At 61.0% G+C, this 16974-nt stretch carries 16 protein-coding genes; 5 read left to right on the top strand and 11 right to left on the bottom strand.

What is annotated here, in order from left to right:
- Positions 1-22 precede the first annotated feature (22 nt).
- Positions 23-1678 (bottom strand): acetolactate synthase large subunit, encoded by a 1656-nt coding sequence (locus PLAV_RS12045; protein WP_012111292.1) that lies wholly within the window; start codon positions 1676-1678, stop codon positions 23-25.
- Between the two features lie 294 nt (positions 1679-1972).
- Positions 1973-2626, bottom strand: a complete 654-nt coding sequence (locus tag PLAV_RS12040) for a hydrolase (protein WP_012111291.1) — start codon at positions 2624-2626, stop codon at positions 1973-1975.
- A gap of 155 nt (positions 2627-2781) precedes the next feature.
- On the opposite strand from PLAV_RS12040, the gene PLAV_RS12035 reads away from it, so the two are divergent.
- A complete protein-coding gene (locus PLAV_RS12035) occupies positions 2782-3675 on the top strand; it encodes a LysR family transcriptional regulator (RefSeq protein ID WP_012111290.1) in 894 nt (297 codons plus the stop codon).
- A gap of 185 nt (positions 3676-3860) precedes the next feature.
- Positions 3861-4796 (top strand): pirin family protein, encoded by a 936-nt coding sequence (locus PLAV_RS12030; protein WP_012111289.1) that lies wholly within the window; start codon positions 3861-3863, stop codon positions 4794-4796.
- A gap of 390 nt (positions 4797-5186) precedes the next feature.
- Here PLAV_RS12030 and PLAV_RS12025 read toward each other — a convergent pair whose 3' ends face one another.
- Together PLAV_RS12025 and PLAV_RS12020 are read right to left on the bottom strand one after the other, a co-directional pair.
- Positions 5187-5762: an ATPase gene (locus tag PLAV_RS12025; protein ID WP_012111288.1), complete on the bottom strand. Its 576-nt coding sequence runs from the start codon at positions 5760-5762 to the stop codon at positions 5187-5189.
- Between the two features lie 8 nt (positions 5763-5770).
- Complete coding sequence (locus tag PLAV_RS12020) at positions 5771-6127, bottom strand: ParD-like family protein (protein ID WP_041535988.1); 357 nt, start codon at positions 6125-6127, stop codon at positions 5771-5773.
- A gap of 157 nt (positions 6128-6284) precedes the next feature.
- Here PLAV_RS12020 and PLAV_RS12015 point away from each other — a divergent pair, with 157 nt between their 5' ends.
- Together PLAV_RS12015 and PLAV_RS12010 are read left to right on the top strand one after the other, a co-directional pair.
- Complete coding sequence (locus tag PLAV_RS12015) at positions 6285-6809, top strand: MbcA/ParS/Xre antitoxin family protein (RefSeq protein WP_012111286.1); 525 nt, start codon at positions 6285-6287, stop codon at positions 6807-6809.
- Positions 6806-7477: an RES family NAD+ phosphorylase gene (locus PLAV_RS12010; RefSeq protein ID WP_012111285.1), complete on the top strand. Its 672-nt coding sequence runs from the start codon at positions 6806-6808 to the stop codon at positions 7475-7477. Before PLAV_RS12015 ends, PLAV_RS12010 begins: the two co-directional genes overlap by 4 nt.
- 179 nt (positions 7478-7656) lie before the next feature.
- Here the strand turns inward: PLAV_RS12010 and PLAV_RS12005 are convergent, their stop codons facing one another.
- The 3 genes from PLAV_RS12005 to PLAV_RS20030 form a co-directional block, all read right to left on the bottom strand.
- Positions 7657-8001 (bottom strand): DUF6634 family protein, encoded by a 345-nt coding sequence (locus PLAV_RS12005; protein WP_012111284.1) that lies wholly within the window; start codon positions 7999-8001, stop codon positions 7657-7659.
- 370 nt (positions 8002-8371) lie between these two features.
- On the bottom strand, positions 8372-9184 hold the full coding sequence (locus PLAV_RS20035; RefSeq protein ID WP_342612875.1) for a hypothetical protein: 813 nt from the start codon (positions 9182-9184) through the stop codon (positions 8372-8374).
- A gap of 12 nt (positions 9185-9196) precedes the next feature.
- Entirely contained in the window at positions 9197-10198 is a 1002-nt protein-coding gene (locus PLAV_RS20030; protein ID WP_342612874.1) for a hypothetical protein, read from the bottom strand.
- Positions 10199-11033: 835 nt separating this feature from the next.
- On the opposite strand from PLAV_RS20030, the gene trpS reads away from it, so the two are divergent.
- Positions 11034-12035, top strand: coding sequence for a tryptophan--tRNA ligase (gene trpS, locus PLAV_RS11995; RefSeq protein WP_012111283.1), 1002 nt, complete (start codon positions 11034-11036; stop codon positions 12033-12035).
- A gap of 161 nt (positions 12036-12196) precedes the next feature.
- Here the strand turns inward: trpS and PLAV_RS11990 are convergent, their stop codons facing one another.
- The 4 genes from PLAV_RS11990 to PLAV_RS11975 all read right to left on the bottom strand — a co-directional run bounded on the left by PLAV_RS11990 (position 12197) and on the right by PLAV_RS11975 (position 16766).
- Entirely contained in the window at positions 12197-13021 is an 825-nt protein-coding gene (locus tag PLAV_RS11990; RefSeq protein ID WP_041535987.1) for an alpha/beta fold hydrolase, read from the bottom strand.
- Positions 13022-13256: 235 nt separating this feature from the next.
- Positions 13257-14006, bottom strand: coding sequence for an SDR family NAD(P)-dependent oxidoreductase (locus PLAV_RS11985; RefSeq protein WP_012111281.1), 750 nt, complete (start codon positions 14004-14006; stop codon positions 13257-13259).
- 148 nt (positions 14007-14154) lie between these two features.
- Positions 14155-15741 (bottom strand): MFS transporter, encoded by a 1587-nt coding sequence (locus PLAV_RS11980; protein ID WP_012111280.1) that lies wholly within the window; start codon positions 15739-15741, stop codon positions 14155-14157.
- Between the two features lie 2 nt (positions 15742-15743).
- Complete coding sequence (locus PLAV_RS11975) at positions 15744-16766, bottom strand: HlyD family secretion protein (protein WP_245545140.1); 1023 nt, start codon at positions 16764-16766, stop codon at positions 15744-15746.
- Between the last annotated feature and the right edge of the window lie 208 nt (positions 16767-16974).

The following is a 16974-nucleotide window of genomic DNA, read 5'->3' as shown; positions in this document are numbered from 1 at the left end:
CGCCTCTCTCCCTATGCCGGAACTAGGCACACTCTACATCCGGCGCCCGGTTGCGCAACTCGTCGACCAGCACACGCGTGTTCTCGGAATAGTCGATGGGCACGTCAACGAGATGAACCCCGCCCCTGGCGAATGCGGCCTCGAGCGTCGGCACGAGATCCTCGACCGCGCTCACCCGGGAGCCTTTTGCGCCATAGGCCTCGGCATAGCGCACGAAATCGGGGTTGCCGAAGCTCATGCCGAAATCCGGGAAACCGTCCACCGCCTGCTTCCAACGGATCATGCCATAGGCGCTGTCGTTCAGGACGACCACCACGAGGTTCAGTCCAAGCCGCACCGCCGTTTCCATCTCCTGCGAGTTCATCATGAAGCCGCCATCGCCGCAGACCGCCATGACACGTCTCTCGGGGTGGAGCATTGCCGCCATCATCGCCGAGGGCAGGCCAGCTCCCATCGTGGCAAGTGCATTGTCGAGCAGCAGCGTGTTGGCGACATGGGTGCGGTAGTTGCGGGCGAACCAGATCTTGTACATGCCGTTGTCGAGGCAGACGATGCCGTCTTCCGGCATGACCTCGCGGACATCATGGACGATGCGCTGCGGCGTCGGCGGGAAGCGGTCTTCCTCGGCGCGGTCGTTTATGCGGGCCAGAATCTTCTGGCGCAGTTCCAGCATCCCCGCATCTGCGGACAGCCGGCCTTCGAGCCGCGCGCCGAGCGCCTCGACGGAAGCCCCGATATCGCCGATCAGCTCGATATCCGGGTGGTAGACCTGTTCGACGCTGGCGGACTGATAGCCGACATGGATGACCTTGGACCCGCCGGCACTCTGCATCAGGAAGGGTGGCTTTTCGATCGTATCGTGGCCGATCGCGACGATCAGGTCAGCGCGCGCGACGGCCTCGTGCACATAGTCGCCCTCCGAGAGCGCGGCGGTCCCCATATAGAGGTTGGAGCCACCGGTAACCGCGCCCTTGCCCATCTGCGTATTGAAAAAGGGCAATCGCGTGCGGGTCACGAAAGTCGACAGCGGCTCCACCAGCGACGGCCGGTTGCCGGCCGCGCCAATCATGACCAGCGGGCGCTTTGCAGCGAGGATCGCCTCCGCCACCCTGTCGAGCGCGGCGGCATGGGCCACGGGGCGCTCCAGCGCATGAGGCGGAATGAGGGAGACATTGTCCACCTCCGCGCCCGCGACATCCTCGGGAAGCTCGAGATGCACCGGCCCCGGCCGCTCTTCCGTCGCGATGCGAAACGCATCGCGCACCGTAGATGGGATCGCCGCTGCACTGACGATCTGGCGCGTCATCTTGGTCAGCGGCTTCATCGAGGCGACGATATCGACGATCTGGAAACGGGCTTGCTTGGCGCTCATGACCGCCTTCTGCCCGGTGATGAGAATCATCGGCATGGCACCAAGATGCGCATAGGCCGCGCCGGTCGAGAAGTTCAGCGCGCCGGGACCCAGCGTGGCGAGGCAGACGCCGGGCCTGCCGGTAAGCCGCCCATGCGTGGCCGCCATGAAGGCCGCGGCCTGCTCATGACGGCTCAGGACAAGTTCGATGCCGGAGGTTCTCAACGACTCCAGCAGATCGAGGTTCTCTTCACCCGGCACGCCGAAGATGCGATCCACGCCTTCATTTTCAAGCGCGGCGACCAGAAGGTCCGATCCTTTCGGCATGACCCAAACTCCTGTGTTGATTGTCTCGACGAAACTCGCGACGACCATACACGGGTTGCACAATCGCCGCCTGTTCTCCCTGTTTCACGGAACCGGGGTCCGCGTCGTTCCGCCAATCACCATGCCGGAATATTCAGATGCGGTATCGGACAATGATGCTTGAGATGATACGACGAAGGCAGCCTTTCCGGGCAGCTTTCTCGCAATCCGTCCGCCCCGCTTGAAAAGGTATGGGTGGCGCCAAGGATGACGAGGCCTGAACCGTTCCGGGTTGCCTCGTCATCCTCGCTCAGATCAGTCTGCGGCGCGTGAAAGCGGCGTGTTGAGAAGCTGCTGCTCCCAGAGGAAGGCAATGCCGCTACCCGCGCCATGCTGAATGACAACATCATTCAGCGCGAAGGCGGTTTCGGCCCGTGCCCAGTCGCGCTGCCATTCCGCGGCCAGCGCCATCCACGTAATCATGTTGACCCCGGCTGCGATCATGCGCTGGATGGCGATCTCGTGTGCCTCCACCGAAACGGCGCCCGATGCATCCGTGACCACTGTCACATCCCAGCCTTCGCCGGCAGCCTGTATCGCCGGCATGGCGACACAGACTTCGGTCCAAAGACCTGCGATGATCAGCTGCTTGCGACCGGTCGCCTTGACCACATCCACCACGTTCGGATCTTCCCAGGTGTTGATGAAGGTGCGGTCGATCACTTCCTGATCGGGGAACACTTGGGTGATCTGCGGAAAGATATGACCGCCGCGATCCGCGACCACGCTCGTCAGGATGGTGGGAACGCCAAAGACCTTTGCGGCCTTCGCCAGCCCTGCAGAATTGTTGACCACCATATGCGGATCATGGCTGTTCAGGTTTGCGAGCTGATAGGGCTGATGGTCGATCAGCACGAGGACCGAGTCTTCGGGACGAAGAAGCGAATCCAGACCGTTGCGAAAAGTCATTGGAGTTCCTTTCTGTGCCGCTATGGGGGGCAATGGGTTCAGGGAGGTGACATGCGCCAGCGGACGACGGTGCCTGAACGCACTTTGCTGTTCCTTTCTCCGACGCGGTAGTGCCATAGTCGGGCAAGCTGTGTCGCGAAACGAGGAACACAGAGTTGGATATCGAAGATCTGCAGACATTCGTTGCGGTTGCCGATGCGGGGGGCATATCGGCCGCAGCGCGCCGCCTCAGCGTCTCCAAGTCGATCGTGAGCCGGCGGCTTTTTCGGATCGAGGCGGAACTTGGCGTCCAGCTTCTCGCGCGCACGACCCGCGGCGCCGCACTCACCGAGGCTGGGCTCACATTCAGGGACCATGCGGCCCGAGCCACCGCCGAGATTGACACTGCGCGGGATACGCTCCTTCCCGCCGGTGCCCTGTCCGGCCGGCTGAGAGTCGCCATACCGCTGTCTCTCGGGCCCACACACTTCGCCCCCGTGCTGGCGGAAATGGCGCTTCGTAACCCGCAGCTCCATATTCATACCTCCTACAGCGATCGCTTCGTCGACCTGATCGCCGAAGGCTTCGACTGCGCGATCCGCGTCGGTTATCTCCAGGATTCCAATCTTGTCGCGAAGCGCGTCGGACCGATCTCTGGAAAGCTCGTTGCAAGCCCCGATTACATCAAGGCGCATGGCGCACCCGAGAAGCTGGAACAGATCGCCGATCATCAGGCGCTCATGCAGGGCATGGAGACCTGGCAGTTCATGGATGGCGACAAGATCGTCACGGTTCAGCCGCAAGGGAGGTTCAAGGCCGACAATGCAACGGTACTTGCCGCCGCCGCAGCCGCAGGACTGGGCATCGCCTGGCTCCCGGATTGCGTCACACACGACTATGTGGCGTCCGGTGCGCTCGTTCCGGTGATGATGCGGCATCCCGTGCCTTCGGCAGGCACATATGTCGTCAGGCCGCCGGGGCAGCACCCCGCACGGAAAGTCCGGGTGCTTACCGAAATGCTGATCGACTACTTCGCAAGCAACCCGGACATCTGGGGCCGGGAAGACTGAGACCGGGCCTCATCGAGGAACTGCGTTCGGCCTCCGCTTCGCGTCAGGCCACCAGGCTCCACGTTCCACTTCCCGCGACACAGCTTGACGTATCCCAGGGCTAGTTAAGCGGACGGCTCCCCGCCAGTCTGGGCACTCGTACCGGCAAGGCCAAAGCCTCCGGAAGCCCAGAAAGGATGACGTGCATGAGCTGGAACCCCGCCCTCGCCCCTGGCTGCCCCGATCAGGTGGCCGTCGACGCAATCGAAACGCTCATCATTCCGCGCGCTCGCGACCTCGGCGGTTTCGAGGTTCGCCGCGCCCTGCCCGCGCCGAAGCGGCAGATGGTGGGCCCCTTCATCTTCTTCGACCAGGCCGGCCCGGCCGAGCTTCTTGCCGGACAAGGCATTGACGTGCGGCCGCACCCGCATATCGGTCTCGGCACCGTCACTTATCTCTATCGCGGCGACTTCCATCACCGCGACAGCACCGGCGCCGACCAGATCATCCGCCCAGGCGAGTTGAACTGGATGGTCGCCGGGCGCGGCGTCACCCATTCCGAGCGCACATCGGAAGCTGCCCGCAAAGGCCCGAACGGTCTCTTCGGCATTCAGACCTGGCTGGCGCTGCCGGACCGGTTTGAGGATGTGGCACCGATGTTCGAGCATCATGGCAAGGAGACGTTGCCGGTAATCGAGGATCATGGTGTTTCAATCCGTCTCATCCTCGGCACGGCCTATGGTGAAACCGGCCCCGCAAAGATGTTCTCCGAAACATTCTACGCCGACGTGCTGCTCGACGCCGGAAGCCGGCTGCCGATGCCGGACGACCATGAAGACCGGGGCATCTATATCGTCGAGGGATTAATCTCGATTGCCGGACAGGAATTCGACGCGGGCCAGATGATGGTCTTCCGTCCCGGCGACCGGATCACGGTCGCAGCCAGCGGCAGAGGCGCGCGGTTGATGATCCTCGGCGGCGCAACGCTCGAAGGCCCGCGCTATGTCTGGTGGAACTTCGTCGCCTCCTCACAGGAGCGCCTCGAAGAAGCGAAAGCCGAATGGCGCGCCGCAGACTGGGGCAAGGGACGCTTCGATCTCCCGATCGATGACCGGGATGAGCACATCCCGTTGCCGGATTGACCGGCGCCGGCATGCGCGCGCAGGTTGAGAGTGACTCAGCCCGGCATTGAATTCGTTGAACTTTTTTGGGAGCCCGTGACTCGTTTCACCAGCTTAACGTGACTCGGATGGGCTGGTTTTCAAGTTCGTCTGACTCAATACGGCCAACCCCCTGATTTCTCTGGATTTTCGGAATCGTGCCACCGAGTGAATATTGTCCGCAAAGTGGGATCACAAGCAGCCTGAACTTGCCCCAACCCTAGACTAGTTGGGCTGATAAACTCCGACCTCACCTGATCAGAGCGACCTGTCCGATCGCACTGTGCGTTGGAACCGGGTTACCGGACGGCATATCTATGTTTCCGGGTATGATGGGCGTCGCTTCGACTGCAAGTCCCGGCAACAAGCATCCTAGACTATGAGGTCTGAGTCGTAAGTTGATCTGACCCACGTCGGCAAGCGTGGCAAGGCGAACACCAATCGCCCGTTCGCGAATGTCAGGCAGTGGCGCGGCGGCAGGTTGAGGCGGGAATTGTCAAATACCATCCCGCGGTCGGCCTGGAGAACAGCATCACGGATGAGCGGCGCGCTGCGGTTATACCGCGCGTGGATCTTGTCCACCGGCACGATATGCCCGCCTTCTTCGACTCTCGCTTCGACACGGGCCACGGAGAGTTCGGCCGTCTCGACCCCAACATGCATCACGATGACGGTAAATCCGTTGGCGCGGGCTTCGCCGATCAGTTCAAGCTTGGAGGGGTGCGAGAAGACGGTTTCGGTGACGAAATCCCGCCGCTGGATGACAAACTCCGCACGGCGCGAGGAGGCGATGCGCGCTGCTTCATAGGACGCCTCTGGCGAAGGATCGCGTAGTTCGTTGCGCTGGATGATGTCGGCATTGATGAACGGACCCGCGAAGCCGGGAGCGACGCGGGTCGCATAGAGCGTAGACTTGCCGGCGCCGTTCGGCCCGGCAAGGACAATCATTGTCGGTTTCAAGTCTCGCCTGCGGTCTTCTCGCGCACGAAGTTGCCGTTGGTATCCAGACCGACACCGAGGCCAAGCTGCCGTCGCCGGGCAAACCAGGCCTCCTCATCGGATCCGGGCTGCCCCATTTTCTCGACGAAGCTGTCGAGCCAGACGTCCTTTTCCTCGCAGGTGAGATCCACAGTCCCGATTTCCCCCGAAAGGGCTGCCGTTATCCGGGCGTAATCGAAATTACCCGACTTCTCGATCGCGCGACCTATACGCACCCAATGTGCAACCTGTCCCGAGACCGATCGGCTCTGCAGTTCGGATTCGCGCCGCACGATCTTCATGATGTCGTCGGCAAGCTTGATGGATTGGGCCATGTGGAACCTCCGCACCAAAGGTGGCATTTTGCCACCTCTCTTTCAAGTCTGCGGGCACAGGCTCGAAACGGAGGCGGGCGCGAACCCGGTGTGCCGTTCAGCATTGTTGTAGTTTGTCCAGATATGGACTATATCTATATTTGGAATGGAGGCGAAGATGGCTAATCAGAAGAAGCGGCCCGTTAGGGAAGGAGATGGCCTTCAGCGACTCGACGTGTCCCGGTTCGCACCGGCCAACCGCCGCCGTCTCAGCGCGCCCGCTCTGCGGACCTTCCTGACTATCGCGGACCTCTGGGGCCTGACAGAAGAACAGCGCCTTCTGGTCCTGGGCCTTCCGGCCCGATCCACCTATCACAACTGGTGCAAGCGGGTGCGCGAGCACGAGGCCATCACGCTCGATGTGGATGTGCTGTTGCGGATTTCGGCGGTTCTGGGCATCCACCAGGCGCTCGGCATTCTTTTTCCCGATGAGCGTTCCGGCGTCGAGTGGCTGACGACGTCGCATGGCGCCCTTCCGTTCGGCGGCAGACCACCGCTCGATCTCCTCACAAGCGGCTCTCAGGATGGATTGCTGAGCGTGCGCCGTTTTCTCGACGGTGCCCGCGGCGGGCTCTACATGCCGCCGGGCAGTATCGACGAAGCGTTCGAGCCCTATACCGACGATGAGCTCGGTTTCCAGTGACGGATGCGTACGCTGCCGCGCCGCAGCCCTCGCATCGGCTGATCCCTTCGCGATTTCCGCCCGTCGGACTGTTCGACACGGTTGCGACGGCGGCCGACCTCGAAGCCGTGATGGAACTTGCCGGCTGGACCAATGACCGGCTTGTCGCCGAACGCATCGATCGTCTACCCAAGGACGAATGGGTCTATGGCGTGCCGAATGCGAGTGTGGTCATGGCCGCCTTTCTTCATGCCGCCCCCGGCGGCATGCGGTTCAACGGCCCGGATCTCGGCGCATGGTATGCCGCCGGTGATATCCGCACCGCGGCCGCGGAAGTCGGGCATCATCTGCGCCGCGAAGCGGTTGCCCGCGGCGTGCCGGGAATGACCCGGATTTACCGCGCCTACACGGCAACGCTTCAAGGCGAGTATCTCGACATCAGGGGGCAACAATCAGTCCGCCCTGATCTCTACGCAAGCGATAGCTATGCCGAGGCACAGAAATTCGGCGAGGCGGTTCGCGCGTCCGGCGGCGCAGGCATTCTTTACGACAGCCCGCGACGGCGCACAGGCGTCAATGTCGTCGCGCATCGGCCGCGCAACATTGCCGGTATTGCGCAGACGGATCATTTTGAAATCACCGTGTCCTCAACCGGACGAAATATCGAAATCCGTAAATTGAAGGCCTGACCCGCATAAAGCTCGAAGCATTCGGTCGCCTTGCACGAGAACGCTATTTCAAGCAAAGGGCCAATGGCGCGCCGGGGACATCAAATCTGAAACATGCCTCAGCTCGGCCTCCCAACTTCAGTAGCTCTGCGCCAATCCTTGCCACACAAGAATATTTTTGTGTGGCAAGGACTCCCATGTCAGGAGAACATCCTCGTGATCGTATCGCGGGGAGAGCCAAGCCTGTAGAAGCGAGACATTGTGCGCGCCCAGCCTAGATCAGGAGCCATCACGCGCAGCTCAGATGTGAGAGCAGTCGCCGTGCCGATAACCGGGTGCGCAACGACCCTTCCCTTGAGAGCGGGTACGTCCCGCAAGGTGATTTCGTAATTGTCGAGAAGAGGTGCGTCTTCGAGGTCCTCGATCGACGGCAACACACCGGCTCGGAGCCATTCGAGGTCGAGGCAGAGCGCTTTCAGCCGCTCGATCTCTTCGTTCAGATAGCGGGTTTGCAGAACACCTTCACGTGCAACCACGATAACCATGCCCGTCCTCCTTTTGCGGTGCGGAGAAGGCTACGGCGACGCCGAGAACATAACAAGAACAAAGGCGCGGACGATATCCCGAGTCAAGGTTCTTTCAGCAACATAACACCCGCAATTCCGCGGCTTCAGCGAAGCGCTGATTGCTGCTTTCTTGTGGAAGTGTTGGCTGGCAGCAACAACGCCGTCTCGAAGTTGGCGTTGCTAGTTGCTGGCGTGACGTAGACGGATCATTGCCCTTTTTGGCTAACCTGTTGAAAGCAAAGACTTTGCCCCAGAAATTCCGGCTTTTCGCTGATTTTGGGGCAAACGCCGCAATATCAAAGAGTTAGCGCTTCTGATGGGCTGAAAAGGTCACCGTTGCCCTGCATGCCTACGAAGCCTCCCATACCTTGTTGAGGACCTGCGCCGCGAGCGCCGCCTTGTCGTGCGGCAGGAACCGGCCGTAGTGCTTCGCCACCATGTCGGGTGTGTCCTGAATGGCGTAGCTCGCCTGCTCGTAGGAGCCGGTCTTCTTCAGGATATGAGTTGCGAGTACGTCCCGGACGTTATGCGGACCATGGGGCAGCAGGCCTTCAATAGCGCCTCGTCCGGTATAGGGGTTGTAGATGCCGTATCGCTGGATCGCGAGCCGCCACGCTTCGTAGAAGGTCGTCTGATTGTAGGCTGCGTTCGCCGAGGTGGTCTTCACGGTCTTCACGAAGAAGGTTCCCGGATCGGATGCCTGGCGGAGCAGTCGTGGCCGGTGCCGGCTGACATAGGCATCTATCGCCTCATAAAGGCCGCCGAGATCCGGAAGCACGAGCTGGAACGGTTTGCTCCCGAAGTAGGATGAGTTCGCGTTCTTGAAGGCGGCGGACGGAATGAAGAGCTCCCATCCCGAAGAGCGGTTGTTCCAACGGAGTTGACCCCGCTTGAGTTCTGTCAGACGCCGTTCCGACAAGGGCACCTCGTCTCGGCCGCAGATGAGAAGCTGGCGCAGGTTCTTCTGACGGAGACCGGAGTGCAGCCCGATCCTCAGCATCAGGAACGAACGAACGGCCTCGGATGCCGCAATGGGATACCGTCGCTCGTCGGGCATATAGCGGAGGATTTCTTCGGTGATCTTCCGGTACTCGGCAAGAGGGCTTTCCGCCTCCAGGATCGGAAGGATGGGCTCGAACGGATCGCGGTGGACGCGTGACACACGCTCGATCTCCTACGCGCGTGCCGTGGCAAAGCTGTGCAGCCTGTCGCAGGCTGCGTTCCAGTCCGCCCGTGTCTCTGCAATGTCCTCTGCCGACACGAGCCCCTCGATGGGATTCAACATCTCTGCGAGACGCGGCGTCTGCCGGACCCAGCCCGTGTCCTTCCGGGTGAGCGCCAAGGCCGTCCGAAGCATGTCGACCTCCCAGTTGGTGAAGAAGCCGCGGCGGCGCTCTCTCCATCGGAGGTACCAGTCCCACACCGCCGGAAAGACCAGAAGGCCCAGTGTCAGATTCTCGAGCGCGATGCCGTATCCTCTGACTTCGCTGTCGGGCGTGGCTGTGAGCGCACCAAGCATCAGACCGAGGTGCTCAAGTTTCTGGGACGCCGTCTCCTCACCCCATTGCCCCTGTCTCTGGAAGCCGATTGCCGTCAGGGTGGCCGTCTTGAAGCCCATGAGATCGGCCATCTCCTGCCTGAGTTGAGCAGGGGCTTCGACTGGCGTTACGAACCCGGTGGCACCTTCGCTCGCAGGGCGGCGACGGCGGGCCTTCGTGTTATCCAGCCCCGTGAACTGGACGGAGAACCGCTGCTTGCACATCGCCGCCTGGTAGCGGCGATAGTCCGTCGTTCCCGTGATGATCACCCGCCTTACCCAATCGAGGATCTCGTTGCGTTCCTCCTCGGGGCGGCGGTCGAAGTCGGTAGGCAGATGCCAGGCCATGCGCCTGCGTTCCGACGCCGAGATATCCGGCAGGCGCCGGTGTCCGGAGACAGAGCGTTTCCGGCCCTGCAGTTTCGCCTGAAAATAGCCCGCGGGCAGACGGTAGCGATGCTCGATCCGCCGCAGCATTTCGAGGCTGTCGACATTTGCGGGAAGGTTTTCTCCTCGCGCCCATGCCAGGATGGTTCTTCTGTCGAAGGCATCCCTGGGCTTCGCGATCGCCTTGTGCAGGTGCCAGGCGCTGTCGCCGTGCCTTCGCATGTGAAGCTGCAGCGCGGCGTGGAATTCCACCAGATCCTCCCAGTCTCCCGGTTGAGCTTCGGGAAACTCCACGACGGGTCTTGGAATTGGCCCGGGCTTACGAGATCCATCCTTCCTTTGCCTCGTCCTGCTGATTTGCCGCCGCGGCGCTCGTTTCCTCGGACCTACCTCCGGCACCTTCTCAACCCGTTTGGATGTTCGCTTTGCGGCTGGTGCGGCGGAATCCGCTTCGGGCATTTGTGGAGGCAGGAATTCCCTCTCCGGCAGCCTCGGGATTTCGCGCGCGAGTGCATCGAAGCCGTAGGTGAGGCTTTTAGCCACCGCCCTGAACCTTTCGGGATCGATCCCGGTAGCAAACGCTATCGACTGCCAATCGAACTTCGTTCCCGTTCTTGGTGGAAGCTGACGCTCTTCGATCAGCCGTTGGCAGTACCTGCAGAGGTCATCGACCTCATCATCTGAAAGTCCCGTCGCGGCGCGCTGACGGCAGAAAGTGTCGATCATCCGGACAAGCAATTGATCTGGCCCCATCGCGAGCACTCCAGGTTGTGAGTCGATCTTGCGATGATGCCATGCACCGCCACATGTCGGATGGGCGCAGCGATGCTTGATGATAGGTGAAGACGAGCGGAGGGGCCGCTTTCTGTCCAAAGCGACGCCTGCGCAACTTCCCGTTGACTTGCTCCCCCGGTGGGCATACGGAGTTGCCCATGAAAACGGAAACGAACATCGCCAATTTCTGGTGGCTGGCCTGCTGACAACGCGGCCGGACGTTTCTTTGCATCTTCAGGGCCGCCGTATTGAGCGGCCTTTTTTAATGATCCCTCCATGCGGCGTCTCCCTCACCTCGAGAGGATGATACCCCATGACCAGACCTGTAATTCTGACCGGCGACCGCACCACCGGTCCCCTGCACATAGGCCACTTCGCGGGATCGTTGCGCAATCGGCTTCGGTTTCAGGAGAGCCACGAGCAGTTTCTGCTCCTGGCCGACACGCAGGCCCTCACCGACAATGCCCATGATCCAGGCAAGGTGCGTCGCAACGTAACCGAAGTCGCTCTGGACTATCTTGCAACAGGGATCGATCCCGAGAAGACGACGATCTGTCTGCAATCGGGCCTCCCGGCCCTGGCCGAGCTCTCGATGCTCTATCTGAACTTCGTGACAGTCTCCCGCCTAGAACGCAATCCGACGATCAAGGACGAAATCAGGGCACGTGGCTTTGGGCGCGACATTCCGGCAGGCTTCCTTTGTTATCCTGCGGCGCAAGCAGCGGATATCACAGCCTTCAAGGCAACGGTGGTGCCGGTGGGCGAGGACCAGGCTCCGTTGATTGAACAGACCAACGAAATAGTGCGCCGCATCAATGCTACGGCGGGCAAGACGATCCTGCTGGAAGCACAGGCAATCATTCCGAAAACCGGGCGGCTGCCGGGGATCGACGGCAAAGCCAAAATGTCCAAATCGGCGGGCAACGCCATCTCACTCTCTGCTCCGCCCGAGGTCATCTCGACAGCGGTAAGGGCGATGTTTACCGATCCCAACCATCTGAGGATAGAAGATCCGGGACAGGTGGAGGGTAACGTCGTCTTTGCCTTCCTCGACGCTTTCGACGAGGACCTCATCACTCTCGAGGAGCTGAAGGCTCAGTATCGGCAAGGCGGATTGGGAGACGGCAAGATCAAACGGCGTCTCGACGAAATTCTGCAGGCGCTCATCGGGCCAATCCGGACACACCGCGAAGAGTTGGCCAAAGACCTGCCGTACGTGCTCGACGTGATACGCAGCGGGACCGAAAGGGCCCGGAGCCGTACCGAGACCACAAAGCGCGAAGTGGTTGAGGGCCTCGGTCTGTTTGTGTTGTAGTGAAAGATACTGAAAGAGACATCGAGTAGAAGGTTGGTTCCGAGGCGTCTCGGCTTTCAACGATGTCGACGCTCATCGATCCGCAACACGCGGTGGCGACGCACTTGTCGCGAACAGGGCGGGCAAGTTGCCCGCCCTTCCACTCACCGAAGTTCCTGCGATTACGCCTTGATGAAGTCGAGAAGGTCGGAATTGATCAGGTCGGCGTGGGTCGTGCACATGCCATGGGGGAGCTTTTCATACACCTTGAGCTCAGCCTTTTTCAGCAGCTTTGCCGAGAGCGGTGCGGAGTCGGCGATTGGCACGATTTGATCGTCATCTCCGTGCATGACGAGAACAGGCACATCGATTGCCTTGAGGTCCTCCGTGAAATCGGTCTCGGAAAAGGCCTTGATCCCGTCGTAGTGCGCCTTGACGCCGCCCATCATGCCCTGACGCCACCAGTTCTCGATAATGCCCTGTGACGCCTTTGCGCCCGGCCGGTTGAAGCCGTAGAAAGGCCCGCTTGCGAAATCGAGATAGAATTGGGCGCGGTTGGCGGCAAGCTGCTCACGCAAGCCATCAAACACCTCGATCGGCAGACCACCCGGATTCGCGGACGTCTTCACCATGATCGGCGGCACTGCCCCGATGAGAACCAGCTTGGCGACGCGTCCCCGTCCGTGGCGAGCGACGTAGCGCGCGGCTTCGCCGCCGCCGGTGGAATGACCGATGTGAATTGCGTTGCGAAGGTCGAGATGCTCGACAACGGCCGCCGCATCGGCCGCATAATGATCCATGTCGTGGCCGTCGCCGACCTGGCTCGAACGGCCGTGGCCGCGCCGGTCATGAGCGATGACGCGATAACCCCGCTTGACGAAATAGAGCATCTGTGCGTCCCAGTCGTCGGAACTCAGCGGCCAACCGTGGTGAAATACGATCGGCTGTCCCGAACCCCAGTCCTTGTAGAAGATTTCGATGCCGTCCTTTGTGGTGATTGTATTCATGATCTGCTTTCCGTTGGTTGGAGTTGAGAAGGAGATTGCCTTTGCCGATGTTGTTTGAGCCAAGGCAGCAGCAGATAGTCCCGCGGCTATGGCAGCGGATGCGGCGCCCAACATGACGTCGCGGCGGGATGCGGTAGGACTTAAGGGAGGATCGGTTTCCATTGTCGTTATCCTTCGGTTTGAAATAGGCGGTGTGGATTGCTTGGCCGGCTCGTCGAGCCACGTGCGTGGCAGCTCAGGTCAACGACATCCCGCCATCGACATGCAGCTCTGTTCCATTGACGAAGCTGCTCTCGTCCGACACCAGAAACAGCGCGGCACGCGCGAGCTCCCTGACGTCGCCGAAGCGGCCGGCAGGAATCTTCTCGCCCATAGCCTCCAGAAAGGCGGGTCTGTCCGCGTCGGACACGCCCAACTTGGTCACGACTGGCGTATCCACTGGTCCCGGACTGAGAACATTCACGCGGATACGCCGTGCTTTCAGCTCGAGCGCCCAGTTGCGAGCGAAGGCTGCGAGCGCCGCCTTCGTTCCGGCATAGACGGCGTGGTTTTCGAGGACTTTCGTGGCTGCAAGAGAGCCCACCAGCACGATGCTGCCGCCGTCGCGCAAGAGCGGCAGCAGCGCCTGTACGCCGAAGAAGGTACCTCGTGTATTGACCGCAAACTGCCGATCGTAGTCGGCGACCGTTACATCGGGGGTTGCCGCGAGGCTGATGACGCCAGCATTGGCCACGAAAATGTCGAGGCCACCAAAGCGTCGCCGGATTTCCTCTACCAGGCGTGCGTGATGGTCCAGTTCCGCGACATCACCGGTCAGTCCTATGACGCCATACCCGATCTCCGCTGCGGCGGTCTGTACTGCGTCCCGCCGGCGACCCGTGATGACGACCTGTGCGCCCCGCTCGGCAAACAGCCGCGCCGTTGCCTTGCCGATTCCGCTATTGCCGCCGGTGACTACGGCGACCTTTCCCTTCAGGTTTTCCATTGTTCCTGATCTCCGAGTTGCCAGACTTTCATCGCACTACGGGACCGCACCGACGCCGGAAGGCCGGTGGATCTCGGCTGGAACCAAGGATGACGGGATTTATTCGACGCCAGTATTGTGCGACCGGCGAGGTTTCAATCGCCGATCGTCAGGCCGACCTGACCTGTTGCGGGGTTCCGACCATCTTCTTTTCTTCGCGGCCGGAAATGCGTCCCAGCACGATTTTCACCGTCACCAGTACAGGCGCCGCGCCGACGAAGAACAGCGCAACGGCAAAGAAAGCCGTGTCGAAAGCGATGACGCTCGCCTGCATGGTGAGCTCTCTGGCGAGTATCTGAACGGCGGCTCTGGAGGCGGTGTCGAGCTCGACTCCATGCGCAGCAAGACCATCGGTCAATGCTGCAAGACGCTCCGTTACAGCTACGCGGCCGGGAACGATATGTGCGGTCAGAACAGACCGGTTAAGCGCCGTCTGGTGGTCGATCAGTGTTTCGAGAAAAGCCACACCGAAGAGCCCGCCTGTCTGGCGGCCGACGTTGAAGAGCGCGACTCCGTAAGCAATTTTCCGTCCAGGAAGATCAAGCAGCGTGATCAGCGTGATCGACAGAAAGAGGAAGCCAAGCGCGAGGCCGCGCAACAGAACCGCCGGCATCAAATCCGGGAAGCCGCTTTCGCCGGTAGAACCGGACAGCATCCACATCGCCACCATGAGGCCAATGATACCGAGAGGCACTGTAGCGATAGGCTTAATTCCGTGCCGCTGAACCAGTAGGGCGGTCAGGAGAAGCGTGCCGATAAATGCGAGCGCTCCAGGAAGGAGCAACCTGCCAGCTGCGGTCAGCGTCATGCCGAGGATGGTGACGACGAAAGATTGGATGAGGTAGGTGCTCCCGGCCAGGGCGATGCCCGCGGCAATGCTTGCGACAAAGCCGAAGGCAAATCCACTGAACCGGAAAATCGAAAGGTCGAGGAGCGCGTCAGTGCGTCCGGCGCGAAGCTGATAGACCATGAACAGCGTCAGGGAAACGGTGCCGCCAAGCATCAGCCGCAGAATCGAAAGCTCTTCCAGCCATTGCCAGCGGCTGCCCTGGCTAAGGACGTAAGTCAGACAATATGCAGCGATGGAAAACAGCAAAAGTCCCGGCCAATCGGGTCTGCCTGCCTTCGCGTGCACACCGGCTCCCGGTTGAGCCAGGACAAGAAGCACCAAAGCAGCAAGACCGATGGGCACTATGCTCAGGAATATCCATGTCCATGCCAGGCTGTCGACGAGCCAACCTTCCATGTAAGGGGCGAGCGTTGCTGGCGCGACGACCGCTCCCATGGCAAAGAAGCACTGGACGACAGGCTGACTGGAGCGGGGAAATGTCTGAAACAGCATGGTCTGTCCGCTGACGAGCAGCACTCCCCCCGCCGCTCCCTGCAGCAGTCGCAAACCGACGAGAATATCCAGATCGAAAGTCAGCGCGGCCGCGCCGCAGGCGAGTGTCATGGCGCCTGTCGCGGCACGCAAGCATGTCCGTGCACATACCTTGCCCAAAAGCCACGGGCTCAGGACAAAACCCGTCAGTTTGGCCGCCGCATAGACAACATCCAGCCTCGAGAACTCGTCCGTAGTTGCGTAGATGTCGCCGATCATGTCGAACCGCGCCGTCGCCAGAACCGTACCTGCTACCGCTTCGGTAAGCGCGGCGAGGAGAATGCCTACGACAAGTGGAAATGCCGCAAGGTTCATGACTATTCCTCCACTCCGGCGGTATCGATCGTCACACGTGCGGACAAGCCGGGAACCAGGCGTAGCTGCGGGACAACACTCGTCAACCTGATATTGACGGGCACGCGCTGCACAACGCGGACGAAGTTACCCGTCGCGCTATCGGGAGGAATCAGGCTGAATGCGGCACCGCTTCCCGGCGAAAGACTGTCGACGACGCCTCGGACTTCTGCGTGTGGATAGGCATCGACCGTGACGCGCACTGGCTGACCGACCCGAACATGCTCCAGTTGGCTCTCCTTGAAATTGGCGACAACCCAGATGTGGGGGATTGGCACGAGATCGAGCAGCGGCATTCCCGCAGTCACAAGCCGGCCAACCCGCACTTGACGATTGCCGACAACGCCGCTGACGGGAGCTTTTACAATCGTATTATCGAGGTCGATCTGAGCCAGAGCCCGAGAGGCTTCGGCTTGCGAAAGCGCCGCTTCCGCAGCTTCTCTTTGGGCGGCGAGAACATTCAACTTCTTGCGTTGCACCTCGACAGCGGCTCTCGCCGCCCCAACGGCGGCATCTGCCTGCGTGCTGGCAGCCTCTCTTTGCTCCAGCTGAGCCCGGCTGACGACATTCGTCCGAACCAGCGAACGATATCGTTCGAATTCGCGGGCGAAGAATTTTTGCGAGGCCCGCGCGGCGTCGAGTTGAGCCTCGCTCTGGGCGATCGTCGATTCCTGAAGATCTCTCTCGGCTTCCATGTTCAGGAGGGACGCATGAGCGGAAGCGACATCTGCCTCTGCCCGTGCCAGGCGTGTCCGGTAGTCTTTGTCGTCGATGCGGAAGAGAATGTCGCCCGCCTCGACGGTTTCGTTGTCGGCGACGTCGACACCGACGACGTATCCGGACACCTTTGGCGCGATGGATGTGATATCGGCCCGCAGATAGGCGTTGTCGGTCTCTTCCTCGAAGCGCCCTGCGTAGAGCCACCCGAACGACAGGATGATGAGCAAGCCAGCCGTGACGGAGACCCCGAGAAGCTGCTCCTTCATTCTGTGTCGCATAACGACTCCTGTCGGTAGTAGCTGCTACCCCGTTTGAAGAGCTGCGGCCCTATTCCATTTCGATCCCTCCCGGAATCGATCGGGTGACATGCCCGGTACGAAAGGGCCTGCGGGTTCCCGGTGCGTTGAAGCAAGAATGGAGACGTCGGCCTGGCGCAGACATCGTGCGATCGGCTATGTCGCTGTCGCCGATCGT

Origin of the sequence: Parvibaculum lavamentivorans DS-1 (assembly GCF_000017565.1) — a bacterium.
Classification (GTDB): domain Bacteria; phylum Pseudomonadota; class Alphaproteobacteria; order Parvibaculales; family Parvibaculaceae; genus Parvibaculum; species Parvibaculum lavamentivorans.
Note: the sequence above shows the minus strand (reverse complement) of the source record. Positions and strands in the feature narration are given on the sequence as shown.

What these genes read in the sequence shown, in the direction of transcription:
- PLAV_RS12045 (WP_012111292.1), bottom strand. Translation starts at nt 1,678, where the DNA reads ATGCCGAAAGGATCGGACCTTCTGGTCGCCGCGCTTGAAAATGAAGGC.
- PLAV_RS12040 (WP_012111291.1), bottom strand. Translation starts at nt 2,626, where the DNA reads ATGACTTTTCGCAACGGTCTGGATTCGCTTCTTCGTCCCGAAGACTCG.
- PLAV_RS12030 (WP_012111289.1), top strand. Translation starts at nt 3,861, where the DNA reads ATGAGCTGGAACCCCGCCCTCGCCCCTGGCTGCCCCGATCAGGTGGCC.
- PLAV_RS12025 (WP_012111288.1), bottom strand. Translation starts at nt 5,762, where the DNA reads ATGATTGTCCTTGCCGGGCCGAACGGCGCCGGCAAGTCTACGCTCTAT.
- PLAV_RS12020 (WP_041535988.1), bottom strand. Translation starts at nt 6,127, where the DNA reads ATGGCCCAATCCATCAAGCTTGCCGACGACATCATGAAGATCGTGCGG.
- PLAV_RS12015 (WP_012111286.1), top strand. Translation starts at nt 6,285, where the DNA reads ATGGCTAATCAGAAGAAGCGGCCCGTTAGGGAAGGAGATGGCCTTCAG.
- PLAV_RS12005 (WP_012111284.1), bottom strand. Translation starts at nt 8,001, where the DNA reads ATGGTTATCGTGGTTGCACGTGAAGGTGTTCTGCAAACCCGCTATCTG.
- trpS (WP_012111283.1), top strand. Translation starts at nt 11,034, where the DNA reads ATGACCAGACCTGTAATTCTGACCGGCGACCGCACCACCGGTCCCCTG.
- PLAV_RS11990 (WP_041535987.1), bottom strand. Translation starts at nt 13,021, where the DNA reads ATGAATACAATCACCACAAAGGACGGCATCGAAATCTTCTACAAGGAC.
- PLAV_RS11985 (WP_012111281.1), bottom strand. Translation starts at nt 14,006, where the DNA reads ATGGAAAACCTGAAGGGAAAGGTCGCCGTAGTCACCGGCGGCAATAGC.
- PLAV_RS11980 (WP_012111280.1), bottom strand. Translation starts at nt 15,741, where the DNA reads ATGAACCTTGCGGCATTTCCACTTGTCGTAGGCATTCTCCTCGCCGCG.
- PLAV_RS11975 (WP_245545140.1), bottom strand. Translation starts at nt 16,766, where the DNA reads ATGAAGGAGCAGCTTCTCGGGGTCTCCGTCACGGCTGGCTTGCTCATC.